Source organism: Flavobacterium arundinis (genome assembly GCF_038289855.1).
Lineage (GTDB): Bacteria > Bacteroidota > Bacteroidia > Flavobacteriales > Flavobacteriaceae > Flavobacterium > Flavobacterium arundinis.
This window is the reverse complement of record NZ_JBBYHR010000003.1, coordinates 1-14,573: the sequence shown is the minus strand read 5'-3', so window position 1 is coordinate 14,573 and position 14,573 is coordinate 1. Positions and strand designations below refer to the sequence as shown.

General features: G+C 43.5%; 15 protein-coding genes. 10 read left to right on the top strand and 5 right to left on the bottom strand.

Translation table 11 applies throughout. The features are described from left to right. Positions 1-26 precede the first annotated feature (26 nt). Positions 27-497, bottom strand: a complete 471-nt coding sequence (locus tag AAEO56_RS05820) for a protease complex subunit PrcB family protein (protein ID WP_341696093.1) — start codon at positions 495-497, stop codon at positions 27-29. A gap of 145 nt (positions 498-642) precedes the next feature. On the opposite strand from AAEO56_RS05820, the gene lipA reads away from it, so the two are divergent. Next, positions 643-1,533 carry a lipoyl synthase gene (lipA, locus tag AAEO56_RS05815; RefSeq protein WP_341696092.1) on the top strand — a complete coding sequence of 297 codons (891 nt, stop codon included), beginning with the start codon at positions 643-645 and terminating at the stop codon, positions 1,531-1,533. Between the two features lie 151 nt (positions 1,534-1,684). On the opposite strand, the gene AAEO56_RS05810 is transcribed toward lipA, so the two are convergent. Next, the gene (locus AAEO56_RS05810) at positions 1,685-2,206 is read right to left on the bottom strand and encodes an ankyrin repeat domain-containing protein (RefSeq protein WP_341696091.1); all 522 of its coding nucleotides are present in this window, start codon (positions 2,204-2,206) and stop codon (positions 1,685-1,687) included. Positions 2,207-2,382: 176 nt separating this feature from the next. Between AAEO56_RS05810 and gap the strand changes: the two genes are divergently transcribed. Beyond that, on the top strand, positions 2,383-3,381 hold the full coding sequence (gene gap, locus AAEO56_RS05805; protein ID WP_341696090.1) for a type I glyceraldehyde-3-phosphate dehydrogenase: 999 nt from the start codon (positions 2,383-2,385) through the stop codon (positions 3,379-3,381). 171 nt (positions 3,382-3,552) lie between these two features. On the opposite strand, the gene AAEO56_RS05800 is transcribed toward gap, so the two are convergent. Continuing rightward, entirely contained in the window at positions 3,553-4,365 is an 813-nt protein-coding gene (locus AAEO56_RS05800; protein ID WP_341696089.1) for a purine-nucleoside phosphorylase, read from the bottom strand. Then, positions 4,337-5,362: a tetraacyldisaccharide 4'-kinase gene (lpxK, locus tag AAEO56_RS05795; protein ID WP_341696088.1), complete on the bottom strand. Its 1,026-nt coding sequence runs from the start codon at positions 5,360-5,362 to the stop codon at positions 4,337-4,339. The genes AAEO56_RS05800 and lpxK overlap by 29 nt, the downstream gene beginning before the upstream one ends. Before the next feature lie 216 nt (positions 5,363-5,578). Here lpxK and AAEO56_RS05790 point away from each other — a divergent pair, with 216 nt between their 5' ends. The 4 genes from AAEO56_RS05790 to AAEO56_RS05775 all read left to right on the top strand — a co-directional run bounded on the left by AAEO56_RS05790 (position 5,579) and on the right by AAEO56_RS05775 (position 9,170). After that, positions 5,579-6,181, top strand: coding sequence for a hypothetical protein (locus AAEO56_RS05790; protein ID WP_341696087.1), 603 nt, complete (start codon positions 5,579-5,581; stop codon positions 6,179-6,181). A gap of 81 nt (positions 6,182-6,262) precedes the next feature. Further along, a complete protein-coding gene (locus tag AAEO56_RS05785; RefSeq protein WP_341696086.1) occupies positions 6,263-7,357 on the top strand; it encodes a Nif3-like dinuclear metal center hexameric protein in 1,095 nt (364 codons plus the stop codon). A gap of 147 nt (positions 7,358-7,504) precedes the next feature. Continuing rightward, a complete protein-coding gene (locus AAEO56_RS05780; protein ID WP_341696085.1) occupies positions 7,505-8,284 on the top strand; it encodes a zinc ribbon domain-containing protein in 780 nt (259 codons plus the stop codon). 40 nt (positions 8,285-8,324) lie between these two features. After that, the gene (locus tag AAEO56_RS05775; RefSeq protein WP_341696084.1) at positions 8,325-9,170 is read left to right on the top strand and encodes an alpha/beta fold hydrolase; all 846 of its coding nucleotides are present in this window, start codon (positions 8,325-8,327) and stop codon (positions 9,168-9,170) included. 109 nt (positions 9,171-9,279) lie between these two features. Here the strand turns inward: AAEO56_RS05775 and AAEO56_RS05770 are convergent, their stop codons facing one another. Beyond that, the gene (locus AAEO56_RS05770) at positions 9,280-10,944 is read right to left on the bottom strand and encodes a S8 family peptidase (protein WP_341696083.1); all 1,665 of its coding nucleotides are present in this window, start codon (positions 10,942-10,944) and stop codon (positions 9,280-9,282) included. 103 nt (positions 10,945-11,047) lie between these two features. On the opposite strand from AAEO56_RS05770, the gene rluF reads away from it, so the two are divergent. From rluF to AAEO56_RS05750, 4 genes are all read left to right on the top strand, one after another. Beyond that, entirely contained in the window at positions 11,048-11,908 is an 861-nt protein-coding gene (gene rluF / locus AAEO56_RS05765; RefSeq protein ID WP_341696082.1) for a 23S rRNA pseudouridine(2604) synthase RluF, read from the top strand. A gap of 2 nt (positions 11,909-11,910) precedes the next feature. Then, the gene (locus AAEO56_RS05760; protein WP_341696081.1) at positions 11,911-12,411 is read left to right on the top strand and encodes a hypothetical protein; all 501 of its coding nucleotides are present in this window, start codon (positions 11,911-11,913) and stop codon (positions 12,409-12,411) included. A gap of 74 nt (positions 12,412-12,485) precedes the next feature. After that, positions 12,486-13,376 carry an AraC family transcriptional regulator gene (locus AAEO56_RS05755; RefSeq protein WP_341696080.1) on the top strand — a complete coding sequence of 297 codons (891 nt, stop codon included), beginning with the start codon at positions 12,486-12,488 and terminating at the stop codon, positions 13,374-13,376. 85 nt (positions 13,377-13,461) lie between these two features. Further along, a complete protein-coding gene (locus AAEO56_RS05750; RefSeq protein WP_341696079.1) occupies positions 13,462-14,304 on the top strand; it encodes an SDR family NAD(P)-dependent oxidoreductase in 843 nt (280 codons plus the stop codon). Positions 14,305-14,573 lie beyond the last annotated feature (269 nt).

Below are 14,573 nucleotides of genomic sequence, written 5' to 3'. Positions count from 1 at the left end.
AGGCCCTCAACGGGCCTTTTTTAGTGCTATTCGAATACTACAGGTAAATCTGTATTTGGGATTTTAATGATATGGAAAGGTTGCGTCATTACAGTAGTCACATTCGCTTCCGTTGGATTGGAATTCTCTACATCTACGACCAACTGCCCGTCATTGTCCGTTATTGAGGCAATTGTAATGTCATAACCCCCGGAAGTGCGCAGCTCATCGATAACCGCAATTACTTTGTACGCAGAAAAGTCAATATCCGTCTCCGTAAAATATTGCGAGTACGGATTAAACAGATCCATTTGCGTTTTTAGCGCATTCCAGTCGGCTTCATTGTCAATTACAAGATTAGAACCCGTAATGTTTTCATCACCCATCAGCTCACCATCACCTATTAATGTAAATCCTACAGCAATTGGATCATTCCCGCTGGTGAGCGGCTGGCCTTCATCACTTTGGCAGCTCACAATAAACGCAGCAAGCATAGCCGTTAACATAATTTTTTTCATAGCTTTTATTATTTTTTTATTAATACCGGCTAATTTAATAAAAAAAATACCACAAAATACGTTACTTACTACTCCATTTTGAGATAGCCAATGCGTGCATTGGATACATAAATAAATAGTATCTTTGTACCCTAAAGTTTTTACTATGGAAACTGTTTTAGATACCCTACGGCCTACTGCCTCAGGCGGGCTACTTACACCAAAGCCAAAATGGCTTCGCGTAAAGCTGCCAACGGGCCAAAAATATACCGAACTCCGCGGGCTTGTAGACAAATACAAGCTGCACACGATATGCACTTCGGGCAGCTGTCCCAACATGGGCGAATGCTGGGGTGAAGGCACTGCAACTTTTATGATACTGGGCAATACCTGTACTCGTTCCTGCGGCTTTTGCGGCGTAAAGACCGGAAGGCCCGAAACGGTGGACTGGGATGAACCCGAGAAGGTAGCGCGTTCAATCAAATTGATGAACATTAAACATGCCGTAATTACAAGCGTAGACCGTGACGACCTTAAAGACGGCGGCTCAATCATCTGGGGCGAGACGGTTAAGGCTATCCGCAGGATGAACCCAACAACCACGCTTGAAACCCTTATCCCTGACTTCCAGGGTATAGAACGCAATATCGACCGCATTATACAGGTAGCCCCGGAAGTAGTTTCCCACAATATGGAAACCGTAAAAAGGCTGACCCGCGAAGTGCGCATACAGGCAAAATATGAACGCAGCCTTGAAGTACTCCGCTATTTGAAAGATAATGGCATAAACCGCACAAAAACAGGCATCATGCTTGGGCTTGGCGAAAGGGAAGAAGAAGTAATCCAGACCATGTATGACCTGCGTGACGTTAAGCTTGATGTATTGACGATAGGCCAGTACCTGCAGCCAAGCAAAAGGCACCTTCCTGTAAAAGAATTCATCACGCCGGAGCAGTTCGAAAAATATGAGAAAATAGGCCTTGAGCTTGGCTTCCGCCATGTAGAAAGCGGGCCATTGGTACGTTCATCATATAAAGCGCAGAAGCATATTCTTTAATTTAGTTTAAAGTTTCAGGTTTAAAGTTTTTTGAGAGTTCTTTTTCGAAAAGGGATAGCAGAAAAAACTTTATGCCTTTAAAAAATAAAATACCCCGGAATCATTGATATCCCGGGGTATTTTTTATGGATTATTTCTGCAAAAGGATATGCTAAAATAATTCTGCAATTTCGTTATGGCCCTGTGCAGCCGCAATTTCTTTAAGCGTTTGTCCATTAGTATTTTTAAACATTTTATCCGCTCCGTTTTTTAGCAAAAGCAGTACCATATCTCTTGCGTTCCTATACACGGCAAGGTGAAGAGAACTCTTATATACACCGTTAAATGTTGTCTCAATTTTTGCTCCATTGTCAATTAGGAATTGCGCGCGGGCTAACTGTTCGTTATAAGAAAAATGCCCGGGTTGATGATGGTAAATCAATTCATATAATGCCGTATCTCCATACATATTTACTTCATTAATATCTGCCCCATATTCAATTAAAACTTTCGCTACTTCCAAAGAATTCTCATTAACTGTTACAGAGGTATTTATCAAAGGAGTTGACTGTAATTCGTCATCTTTAACGTTAGGGTTTGCACCGCTTTTGATAAGGTTTATTGCGCTCTCTGCAACTCCCGGATGTCCAAAACTAGAGTAGGTTGATAAATCGTCCTGATTCCATTCGCTCATAAATATATTGTATTATTGGTTGTTACTATTTCTGTAATTAATTATCGTGGTTTATATTTTAATAATACGGAAAATTCCGGTCACATTAATTCTAAACTTCCCGGATTTATCTCACCAAAAATACAAAAACAAAGCACAAAGATTTAGTACCTTTGGCTACTTATTTTTTTAAGGAAATGAAAAAAACAAAAATTGCCATAAACGGTTTTGGGCGTATAGGCCGCAACCTTTTCAGGCTATTACTGGACCACCCAACCATCGAAGTGGCCGCTATAAATGATATCGCTGATAGCCGCACAATGGCGCACCTGATAAAGTATGACAGCATACACGGCATACTACCTTACGAAGTTTCGCATACGGATGATTCGCTCATCATAAACGGAAAACCCTACCCTTATTTTAGCAAAAAGAATGTTGAGGGGCTTGACTGGAAAGCTTTGGATATTGATATTGTTGTAGAATCTACAGGGAAATTCAAGACACTTGAAGATGCAGAGCAGCACATTGCGGCTGGTGCCAAAAGGGTGATCTTATCTGCCCCACCCGAAGATGACCGCATCAAGACGGTAGTGTTGGGCGTTAATGAGCATATCCTGGATGGCACAGAAACTGTGATATCCAATGCCAGTTGCACCACCAACAATGCCGCCCCAATGATGAAAGTCATTAACGAGTTGTGCGGTATTGAACAGGCTTATATCACCACGGTCCACTCTTACACTACCGACCAAAGCCTCCACGACCAGCCGCACAAAGACCTGCGCAGGGCAAGGGCAGCATCGCAATCTATAGTACCTACAACAACCGGGGCTGCAAAAGCACTGACCAAAATATTCCCGGAATTTTTAGGCAAAATAGGCGGCGGCGGCATACGCGTACCGGTGCCGGACGGCTCCCTGACTGATATTACCTGCTATGTAAAGCGCGAAGTGAGCATTGAAGAGATCAACGCGGCCTTTAAAGCTGCTGCTGAAGGCGAACTGAAAGGCATATTGGCTTATACGGAAGACCCGATAGTATCGGTTGATATCATTGGTAACCGTAATTCGTGCCTGTTCGATTCGCTACTGACATCCGTTATCAATAAAATGGTAAAAGTAGTGGGATGGTATGATAACGAGATCGGGTATTCTTCTAGGATAATTGATCTGATCGTTTATCTGGAGCGCTGAGAAAGGAACACGGATGACGCGGCTTGAGCGGATTTTCACGGATTTTTTTAATTCCATTATTCCATTTCAACGATTGTAGAAATCTTGCGTATTGAAATATTGAGATTTCTCCTATTGTCGAAATGGAACAAACGGTCCGGACTGAAAACTGTGACTGCGACTGAAAACTGATTAATCCTTAATAATCAGTTCCCTTATCAATCCCCGTACTTTAGGTTCGGCATTTTTTGCAGCGATCAGTACCTCGTCGTGGTTTACATTATCAATGCTGTCTTCCTGGCCCATATCGGTGATCACAGAAATGCCGAACACTTCCATATTCATGTGCCTTGCCACGATAACTTCGGGAACGGTCGACATCCCTACACAGTCGGCACCCAGAACTTTTACCATACGGTATTCGGATAGTGTTTCGAACGTCGGTCCCTGTAAGCCTAAGTAAATCCCGTCCTTTACATCAATGCCTTGTGCAATTGCAATCTCTTTGGCCTTATTGATCATCTTGCGGCTGTACGGCTCACCCATATTGACGAACCTAGGCCCAAAACGCTCATCATTTTTCCCTCTTAGCGGATGTTCGGGCATCATATTGATATGGTCGTAAATAAGCACGATATCGCCTACCTTGTAGAACGGGTTCACCCCACCGGAAGCATTCGAAACGATCAATTTCTCTACTCCCAGGTATTTCATTACCCGTACCGGAAAGGTTACCTCCTGCATGCTGTAGCCTTCGTAGTAATGAAAACGCCCCTGCATAGCCACGACATTGTTGCCACCAATCTTTCCGAAAATAAGCGCGCCTTTATGGCCTTCCACTGTCGAAACAGGGAAGTTCGGGATCTCATTGTAAGGCAACGTAAATTCCACCTCAATGTCTTCGGTAAAACCACCAAGGCCGGAGCCTAAAATAACGCCATAGCGCGGTGTGAAGTTTGTCTTATCAGTAATGTACTTAACGGTTTGCTGTACTTTTTCCCACATAATCGAGTAGTGTTTTATCAAAATCATCCCCACCGTCTAAAAAGCGGCTTTTAATGGGCAGGTAGAAGAGCTTCTTTTTCGGGAGCCTGCCTTTGAGCCGCATAAAATCCTTTTCGGTAGTGATGATGAGTTTATCTTTTGTTTGTTTGTTTATATCTTCAATTTCTTTTTGCGTAAAATCATGATGGTCCGGAAAGGTTAGCGCCGTATCATCTTTTCCCTGCAAATGGTTAAAGAAAGGGTTAGGCTTTGCTATACCCGCAACGAGCACTTTGGATTCATCCTTAATCGATTCCAGACTTCTCTCTCCTTCTTCCGAATGTACGGCATTATCGTAGTCGATGCAAGTAAAATATACTTTTTGTCCGGGCTTTGGTTTCAGCTTTTCCCGAATAACTATCTGGTTTTGCTGAGAAAGATCAGGCGGGCATTTGGTTACTATGATTACATTTGCCCTGGCGGCCCTGCTCCTTCCTTCCCTGAGGTTTCCTGCCGGGAGAATAAAATCATCTGAATACAAGTCACCATAAGCTGTGAGTAGTATGTAAAATCCTGCTTTCACACGGCGGTGCTGGTAGGCATCGTCAAGTAATATAATTTCAGGCCCTGGCGATAGCGAAAGCAGGTTCTCTATTCCGTTTTTCCTGTCGGCATCAACAGCCACGCGAATGTTTGGAAATTTAGTATGGAACTGGTAGGGCTCATCGCCAAGTATATCGGCATTGCTGTTGGTGTCTGCCAGGACAAAACCTTTTGATTTCCTTTTATAACCCCGGCTAAGCGTTGCAACCCTGTATCTGCCCGAAAGCAGCCGTACAAGGTACTCCGTTTGTGGTGTTTTTCCTGTACCGCCGGTACTAAGGTTGCCAATGGCAATTACAGGAACAGGAAAGCCATAAGATGTAAAGATGCCTTTATTGTATAAAAAATTCCTTACTGCCGTTACAGCCCAATAGATAAGGGAAAAAGGGAATAAAATTTTTCTCAAAAAATTCATGTGACGAAGATACGATTTTCAATGAACTCCTCTGTGGAGAGCTGCCAAATATTCTGATTTGCGGGTAAAATACGAAAACTTCAGTGGTTTGGTATTACCGGAGATAATACTAACAATTTTTATTCGATAAAAAATAATGTTTAACGCTTTTATTTTAGGTTTTTAGAAAGTTTTTTCATTTTTTTGCTCCACGCAAAACATATAATGCTCATAAACATGAAAAAATTAATACTATCTATAGCTATTTTGGCAGTAATGACATTCGCAGCGTGCTCTGACGATGAGAAGGACTATACTCCACATTATTTAGGTTGCCAGCATTGCGACATTACCGATGAAGAGGGCTATGAAGTATGTACAGGCGATAACGGCGACGCTTATGTTGGCAATGCCGACACAGGAATCGAGGTTGCCCATTACTACGAGCTTTTTTGCGATAACGAGCCTGAAGACTTTACTACCCCTGGTGGTGGCGGTGCCACATATACCAACTGCGTAATGTGCATATCGGATGAGCATCCTGATGGTGAAAAAATATGCAAAGGGTCTAATGGTAATGCCTTTACATTTGTTGGCAATACAGGAACCGATACAGGAGAAGTATACGCAACGTATTTAGCAGCACAGAATTGCACCAGTATAGAGGAAATACCTGTTGAAGGATTAACGCAATGTGTAACATGCATGTCTTCGGGAATGAATGTTGGAGATATTTGCAAGGGTCCGAATGGACATGCCTACGACGGAAACACAGATACAGGACAGCCTTACCAGGCTTATATAGATTTTCTTGAAACTGCAGGCGCGACTTGCGAGTAGCACAATATATTTATACGAACCGCTCTTTTCAGGGCGGTTTTTTTTTGAATTGTTTTAACTTTGGAAAGCTAAATTTTTACAATGAAAGTAAAGGACATCATCGAAATATTAGAAGAAATGGCGCCTTTGGCGTATGCTGAGGATTTTGATAATGTGGGACTGCTAACCGGCAATGCTGAGGATAAAGCAACGGGGATACTTGTGTGCCATGATGCATTGGAAAATGTTATTGACGAGGCTATTGCCAAAAATTGCAATGTTGTAGTCTGCTTCCACCCTATTTTATTTTCGGGGCTGAAAAAAATTACGGGTAAAAATTATGTGGAGCGCGCCGTAATAAAAGCGATAAAAAATGATATTGCAATCTACGCAGTCCACACCGCGCTTGATAATCATAAGTACGGTGTGAACAAAATATTCTGCAATGCACTTGGACTAGTAAATACCAAAATATTGGAACCAAAAGAAGGTTTTATCCGTAAGCTGGTAACCTACACTATACCCGAAAACCTGGAAAAACTTCGTAACGCACTCTTTGATGCGGGCGCAGGTAGTATAGGCAATTACGAGAATTGCAGTTTTAACAGCCAGGGGCTGGGCACCTACCAGGGCAATGCCGATAGCAATCCCGAGATCGGGGAGCCGGGCGAATTTGTAGAAGCACAGGAGATAAAGGTCGAAGTGACATTTGAGAAGCACCTTGAAGGCAGGATACTCAAAGCGCTTTTTAGTAACCACGTGTATGAGGAAGTTGCTTATGAAATTTACAGCCTTGAAAACAGGCACCAAAACATTGGCCTCGGTATGACCGGCGAACTCGAAACACCACTACCCGAGAAAGAGTTTCTGGCATTCGTGAAAGACAAAATGCAGGCCGAAGGCATCCGCCACAGCGCCTTTACCGGACGCACTGTAAAGAAAGTAGCCGTGTTGGGCGGTTCCGGGAGTTTTGCCATAAAAAGCGCTATAGCGGCCGGCGCCGACGTTTTCCTGACAGCCGACCTGAAATACCACCAGTTTTATGAGGCTGAAGGCAGATTGCTCTTAGCAGATATAGGCCATTTTGAAAGTGAGCGCTTTACAAAAAATTATATGGCTGGTTTTCTTTCGGAAAGGGTAACAGAAATTCCTGTAGTACTATCGGGAGAGAATACCAACCCGGTATATTACTTGTAGCATTTTGATCTAAAATAGCGGGCAGACACGGCTTTCTCAGGGCATTGGGACAAAAAAAAATTTAGTTGCCTATCTTACGAAAAAAATCCCTAATTTTGCAATCATTTTACCGAAAGAGAATACAAATCCAGTTAAGTACTTATAAATATGGCGAATATCAAGGAACTAAGTGTTGAAGACAAATTAAGGGCACTTTATGATCTGCAATTGATCGACTCTAGAATAGACGAGATCAGGAATGTGAGAGGCGAACTTCCTCTTGAAGTGGAAGATCTGGAAGATGAAGTTGCCGGACTAAGCACAAGGCTTGAGAAACTTAAAAGCGACCTTGAATCTATCGAGGTGCAGATAAAAGAGAAAAAAAGCGCTATTGAAGAGCACACCGCTGCCATCAAAAAATACACAGAGCAGCAAAAGAACGTACGCAACAACCGGGAATTCAACTCACTTAGTAAAGAGATCGAATTTCAGGAACTTGAAATACAGCTTGCTGAAAAACAGATAAGGGAAATGAAGGCATCTATCGAGCATAAGACAGATACCATCACCCAGTCTTCGGAAAGGCTTGAGGCAAAATCTTCACACCTTGGCCACAAAAAAGCAGAGCTTGATGCTATTATGACCGAAACTGAAAAAGAAGAGAATTTCCTTCTTGAAAAATCGGCTGAATACGAGGGAATGATCGAAGAGAGGCTTCTTAATGCTTATAAAAGGATAAGGACCAGCGTAAGGAACGGCCTTGCAGTAGTTTCTATTGAAAGGGGCGCATCGGCAGGTTCTTTCTTTACCATCCCGCCGCAAACCCAAATGGAGATCGCTGCCCGCAAAAAGATCATCACTGATGAGCACAGTGGAAGGATTCTCGTTGACAGCGCACTTGCTGACGAAGAGAAAGAGAAAATGGAACAATTATTTTCAAAAATATAATGACTAAGCCCCCGCACACCGGGGGCTTTTTTAATTACCAATGCAGAAAGCCTTAACGTATATCATTACCAAACTGTTTGGTTTATACATCAATATCCTTGGCTACATTTCCCCAAAAAAAGCTACAAAGCTGGCGTATCGTTTTTTTAGCGAACCCCGCAGCGGAAGGCTGGTAAAGGAACAATTGCCGGATGTACTGCAACAGGCACATGCAGAAATGGTAACGCATGGCGACTTTATTTTCCCGATGTACACATGGGAGGGTAATGACAATAAAGTTTTGCTGGTACACGGCTGGGAAAGCAATGCATCCCGCTGGGAAGAATTAATCACGCACCTGAAACGTTCCGGAAGTACTATAATAGCGCTTGATGCACCTGCACACGGGCTTTCATCGGGCATAGAATTCAACATACCACGCTATGCGGAATTTATCGATGTTGTTGTTAAGAAATTCAGGCCCAATTACATGGTAGGCCATTCAGTAGGTGGGGCAACAATATTGTATTACCAATCGCATTATACTAATGATGCCATCGAAAAGATGGTGGTACTCGGCGCACCATGTGACCTCAATACATTGCTGACTAATTATGCCGGCATGCTAAACCTCAACAGCAACGCATTCCTGTTGCTTAAAAACCACTTCTTTGAGCGATTCAGGATTAAGGCTGATGAATTTTCAGGAAGCCTTTTCGCTTCTAAGATAAAAGTGAAAGGACTGCTTGCGCATGATTTGAATGACACTGTAGTATCCTATAGTGAAGGCAAAAAAATAGCGGAGGCATGGCCCGCTGCAGAGTTTATAACAACAAAGGGGCTTGGGCACAGTATGCACGACGAAAAGCTGTACAACCGTATTTATAGCTTCCTTTTCGATAAATAAAAAAAGGAACACAGATAAGACGGATTTTATTGATTTACACAGATTTGATTTAAAATCTTCAATTACCTGTGGTCCTCCTCTAAATCCTGTTATCCGTGTTCCCTTAAAATTACTTCTTGATCACCCTTTTCGAAACAGTTGTTTCACCATCGGTAACTTTTACAATATAAATGCCTTTCGAAAAATTGCTAAAATCGATCTGCTGGCCGTTTCCTTCAATAACAACGCTATTTACCAACTGGCCCAGCGAGTTGTAAACTTCTGCCTTAGCAGTACCCGAAAAGCCATTTGAGGTAAGGGTTAGCCTGTCCTGAACTGGGTTGGGATATACAGAAAAAGATGCTTTGCTTACAGTGGGCGTACCAAGCATATTGGCTATTTCGGCAATAGCATTTTCCATACTAGGGATAGGCCCTATGTGTGTGTCCTCAGTGGCGCTTCCCTGCGGCGTACCGGTAGCTATAAGCAGTTCCCTCATTTGAGGCCCGGTGAGGTATTCGCCGGTAAGGCCATGATAATAGGATTGCAGCACCGCTACACATGACGCTACGATAGGTGTAGCAGAGCTGGTCCCGGAAAACATAGTATAAGACTGGTTAAAGTCGCCTCCAACCTGGGCCACATCGCCATAGCCAGAAGAGTACACACCCTGACCCCAGGCATGAACGTCTACCCTGCTGCCATAGGTACTGAAATCCAAACGATTGTGCTGCGCATTGTTTGTACCGGCACCAACAATTATAGCACCGCTGTTTCCTCTATTCCTGTAGGACTGGTATAACGGGTCGTCAAGGTCTTCGTGACCATTACCGGCTGCCGCAACGATAACAATGCCTACATCCGTAGCTGCTTTGGTAAGGTTCCATACCACGTGGTCATACTCCGCAGGGCAATAATCGCCCAGTGCGCCTGTCATCTGCAATTCATAAATAATGAGGTCGCCTTCTGTAGAATTTCCAATGGCCTGGGTTATAGCATTGATCCTGTTATAGCCGGTGGAAGGGTATTCTGTAAAAAGGATCATCTCATTGGCACCATGTGCCATACCCGAAATGCCATAACTGCCTTTATCGGCATATACGATCCCAAATACGGCCGTTCCATGCTCTGTAAAGTCATTACTTGCGTCCGGGGATATCTCCATGAAGTGGCTGACGTTCCTCTCATTTAGTTCTTCGTGGTCAAGGTTTACGCCATACTCTACATCCCTTATATTGATATTTTGCCCGTTAAGTCCCATGTCCCATGCATAGATCATATTGACCCCGGCCGAGCTGTTAAGGTAAGTCTGCAAAGGCTGCCTGTTTGGCGTTACAGGCGCTATATCATAGGGAGGTTTTACAGGCTCTGCCGATGTAAGGCTGCAATAGTCAACGCCATCCAGTTTTTCAAGCGCAGCAGCCACTTCAAGCACCCTTTCGTTGGTTGGGTTGGCAATGGAAAGCTCAAAAATATTCCTCAGTTTTGCAACGGACTCCCCGCTGCCTGTATTTTTTATAGCCAAAGCTTCAAGCTTCTGTAATTTTTCTTCAGTAATCGTAATTGCTTTTGCAGGGATGATAGAATACTCAGCAGCAAGCTTTGCAAAACCCGGAACAGCAGCCGCAATTGCCTGTGTATAGTTTTGACTCGCAGCTACCGGAGCTTTTAGCGAAACATAAAGCCTGTGCTGTGTACTGCCTTTTTCAATGTGAAAATCCCCTTTCCCGCTTTGGGCGAAAGAAGTCCCGCACAACAGCAAAGAAAGTGCAATAAGGGTAATTTTAATTTTCATGATTTTTAGTATAATTAAGTCATTTATAGCAATTTTCATATAAAGCAAATATACAATATTGAGTGTATGGTTGTGCCTCGCTAAAATATTTTACTTTTGCAGTATGGAAGAAGAACTGAAACGGCTGAATAAATTTATATCCGAAACCGGCTACTGCTCGCGCAGGGAAGCCGATAAGCTTATTGAGGAAGGCCGCGTAACTATAAACGGCATCGTACCCGAAATGGGCACCAAAGTGACCCATAATGATGAAGTGCGCATAGACGGGAAGCTGATAAAAGAAAAAACAGGAAAGCAGGTCTACCTCGCGTTTAATAAACCTGCCGGCATCGAATGTACTACCAACCAGGAGGTAAGGGACAACATTGTCGATTACATCAATTACCCGAAACGCATTTTCCCGATCGGGAGGCTTGACAAGGCCAGCGAAGGGCTTATTTTTATGACCGATGACGGCGATATTGTAAACAAAATTCTTCGCGCCCGCAACAACCATGAGAAGGAATATATCGTTACGGTAAACAAGCCTATAACCGACCGATTTATACAGCGCATGGGGAATGGTATTCCTATTCTTGACACAGTAACCCGCGAATGCAAAGTTGAACAGATAAGTAAATATATCTTCCGTATCGTGCTTACACAGGGCCTCAACCGCCAGATACGCCGTATGTGCGAATACCTCGACTACGAAGTGACAGCACTGAAACGAGTCCGCATCATTAATATTTCACTGGACGTTCCCGTAGGTCGCTATAGGGAACTTACCCCTGCCGAGGTAAAGGAACTAAATACCCTTATTGAGCCGTCGAGCAAAACCGAGGAGGCGAGTTTGCCGAAGAATGCAGGACCTCTAAACCCTAATGGGGGAACAGCTACAGGTAGGCCTGCAAATACTAGAAATAATCCGAGGAATTTTGGTCAAAAGCCAAATGACAGGCTGGGAAGTGGCCGGAGGAAATAACTATGACAAAAATTACTTTAACAGCAGTAACAGCGATACTGGTTTTATCGTGTACAAATCCTAAAAAGGAAAATGCACCTGCTATTACAGCAGCTAAGATTATTGAGAAAGATACTGCCGATCATGGTTATAACGAACTTGCTGGCGACAGGGATATGACATTGACGGTATCTGATTATAATACCGACAATCCTGATATCCATATTGACAGACCAGATAAAAGCACCGTTGAAACTACTTTGGATACAACACTGCTTTTCGAAACATGGACTTTAGATAATGAAGGCCCACATGCCGATTTTGTATTTTCACCAAAAAGCTTTTTTGTAGTCGATTATGACGGCAACGGCGATATGCCTTATGAGCTTAAGGGAAACCGCCTGAAAATATATTATAATGACTTCCTACAGGAGGGTGAGATACTTTCTGTGAGTAAAGATTCCCTCAGGATCAGGTGGAGAGATGCTGATACTGCTTCCTATGTGAAGTGGAAGGACAATTGAACATTCTAATATACTATCTGTGCAACGATATTGCGAAAATCATTACCTTTGTTTGATTTTTACAATGTCAGAATATGGAAAGGGAAACGTTACAGGCTTTTTACAAGCATAAATTCGATATGATACCCGAGGAGCAACCGGGCGCAGGGCATTTTAATGTGTTTCGCTTGGAAGACTGCATGAAGCAGGGAATACCAATCTATTCGCGGAAGGACTTTTATAAGATCGTGCTTATCCGCGGTACTAACCGTTACCATTACGCCGACAAGAGCCTCGAAATGAGCGGCCCGAACCTGATGTTCCTCAATCCGCAGGTGCCTTATACATGGGAAGCTATCAATGGTGAGATCACCGGATATTTCTGCATTTTTACCGCTGCTTATGTTACTGCAAAAATGCGTGGCAACCTCAACGACCTGCCGATGTTCGTACCCGGGGGAAAACCTTCTTATCCGCTGAATGAAACACAGGATGCGGCTGTTTCAGCGCTGTTCGAGAAAATGCTTGAAGAAATACAATCAGATTACGTGTTTAAATACGACCTGGTTTTCAATTACCTCAACGAACTTATTCACTTGGCACTAAAGACCGAGCCAGCCGAAAGCCTGTATGAGCACCCCAATGCCAACTCGCGTATTACGGCTGTATTCAATGAACTGCTGGAAAGGCAGTTCCCTATAGAAACACCCGTGCAGCGATTCACCATGCGTTCGGCAAGTGATTATGCCAACAGCCTCGCCATGCATGTAAACCACCTGAACCGTGCGGTGAAATCGACAACAGGAAAGACTACCAGTACCCTTATAGGCGAACGCATTGTGGCTGAGGCCAAAGCGCTCCTGAAGCATACCGACTGGAATATCTCCGAAATAAGCAATAGCCTCGGTTTTGAGGAAGCATCGCATTTCAATAACTTTTTCAGGAAACTTACCTCATTGACACCCTCCAAATTCAGGGCTGTTTGATTTTTGCAAGTATTGGTTTGAAGCCTGTAATAACCAAACTGTGAAGCCTGCCTAATTTTGTCCTGTAAATAATAACACAGTACAAATGGAAACTTCAAACAAAACATGGTTCATCACCGGCGCCTCAAAAGGCTTCGGGCTGCTGTTCATTCAGCAATTATTAGAGAAAGGTGACAATGTTGCTGCAACATCACGCAGCATATCACAACTGAAAGGTGCCGCCGCGACCGATCATAAAAACTTCCTACCACTGGAAATGCAGATCACCGACGAAGGAAGCGTTGCAAAAGCTATCGATGCTACTATCGCGAAATTCGGCCGAATTGATAATGTGGTAAACAATGCCGGATATGGCGTAATTGGCGCGATCGAGGAATTAAGCGATGCAGAGTCAAGGCAGAACTTTGATGTAAATGTCTTCGGCTCGCTGAACGTTATCCGCCAGGTATTGCCGCACCTTCGTAAACAGGGCTCGGGACACATCTTCAATATTTCGTCTATCGGCGGGTTTACCGGCAACTTCCCCGGTTTTGGGATCTATTGCGCTACGAAATTTGCCGTAGCAGGATTTACAGAAGCGCTTTCGGTTGAGGCCAAGCCGTTCGGCATTAATGTTACGTTGGTGCTGCCGGGCTATTTCAGGACTAACTTTTTGGAATCCGACTCCCTTTCCGTGCCTAAAAACCCAATGGATGCTTATACCGATGTAAGGGCCGTGCAGGAAGCACACCAACAGCAGATCAACGGCAACCAGCCCGGCGATCCTGCAAAAGGTGTTGCTGAAATGATCAAGATTGCCGAAACAGAGAACCCGCCGCTGTACCTGTTCTTAGGTAAAGATTCGGTAGCAATGGCCGAGCAAAAGACTGCATTCCTGCAAAATGAAATTGACGCATGGCGTGGCGTGAGTGAGTCGACAGACTTTTAATTGACCGGAATTTAAATTGAAGAAACCTCCTGATGGGAGGTTTTCTTGTTTAATATAATTGGGGATATTTTTAATTTAAACCTACAAGGTTTTTGAAACCTTGCAGGTTGTTAACGTCCACGGTTTGGCATCCTGCAAGGTCTTTGAGACATAGGTGTTCGGAAGACAAAAGTTCATTGAAATATTTTCATATATTAGATTTATAAACTTGATTATGCCAAAGAAAATAAGCGTAAGTTCTTTGTTGAAACTAATAGACAAAGATGTTT

Coding starts and splice junctions, on each gene's coding strand:
- AAEO56_RS05820 (WP_341696093.1), bottom strand. CDS start 497: ATGAAAAAAATTATGTTAACGGCTATGCTTGCTGCGTTTATTGTGAGC.
- lipA (WP_341696092.1), top strand. CDS start 643: ATGGAAACTGTTTTAGATACCCTACGGCCTACTGCCTCAGGCGGGCTA.
- AAEO56_RS05810 (WP_341696091.1), bottom strand. CDS start 2,206: ATGAGCGAATGGAATCAGGACGATTTATCAACCTACTCTAGTTTTGGA.
- gap (WP_341696090.1), top strand. CDS start 2,383: ATGAAAAAAACAAAAATTGCCATAAACGGTTTTGGGCGTATAGGCCGC.
- AAEO56_RS05800 (WP_341696089.1), bottom strand. CDS start 4,365: ATGTGGGAAAAAGTACAGCAAACCGTTAAGTACATTACTGATAAGACA.
- lpxK (WP_341696088.1), bottom strand. CDS start 5,362: ATGAATTTTTTGAGAAAAATTTTATTCCCTTTTTCCCTTATCTATTGG.
- AAEO56_RS05790 (WP_341696087.1), top strand. CDS start 5,579: ATGAAAAAATTAATACTATCTATAGCTATTTTGGCAGTAATGACATTC.
- AAEO56_RS05785 (WP_341696086.1), top strand. CDS start 6,263: ATGAAAGTAAAGGACATCATCGAAATATTAGAAGAAATGGCGCCTTTG.
- AAEO56_RS05780 (WP_341696085.1), top strand. CDS start 7,505: ATGGCGAATATCAAGGAACTAAGTGTTGAAGACAAATTAAGGGCACTT.
- AAEO56_RS05775 (WP_341696084.1), top strand. CDS start 8,325: ATGCAGAAAGCCTTAACGTATATCATTACCAAACTGTTTGGTTTATAC.
- AAEO56_RS05770 (WP_341696083.1), bottom strand. CDS start 10,944: ATGAAAATTAAAATTACCCTTATTGCACTTTCTTTGCTGTTGTGCGGG.
- rluF (WP_341696082.1), top strand. CDS start 11,048: ATGGAAGAAGAACTGAAACGGCTGAATAAATTTATATCCGAAACCGGC.
- AAEO56_RS05760 (WP_341696081.1), top strand. CDS start 11,911: ATGACAAAAATTACTTTAACAGCAGTAACAGCGATACTGGTTTTATCG.
- AAEO56_RS05755 (WP_341696080.1), top strand. CDS start 12,486: ATGGAAAGGGAAACGTTACAGGCTTTTTACAAGCATAAATTCGATATG.
- AAEO56_RS05750 (WP_341696079.1), top strand. CDS start 13,462: ATGGAAACTTCAAACAAAACATGGTTCATCACCGGCGCCTCAAAAGGC.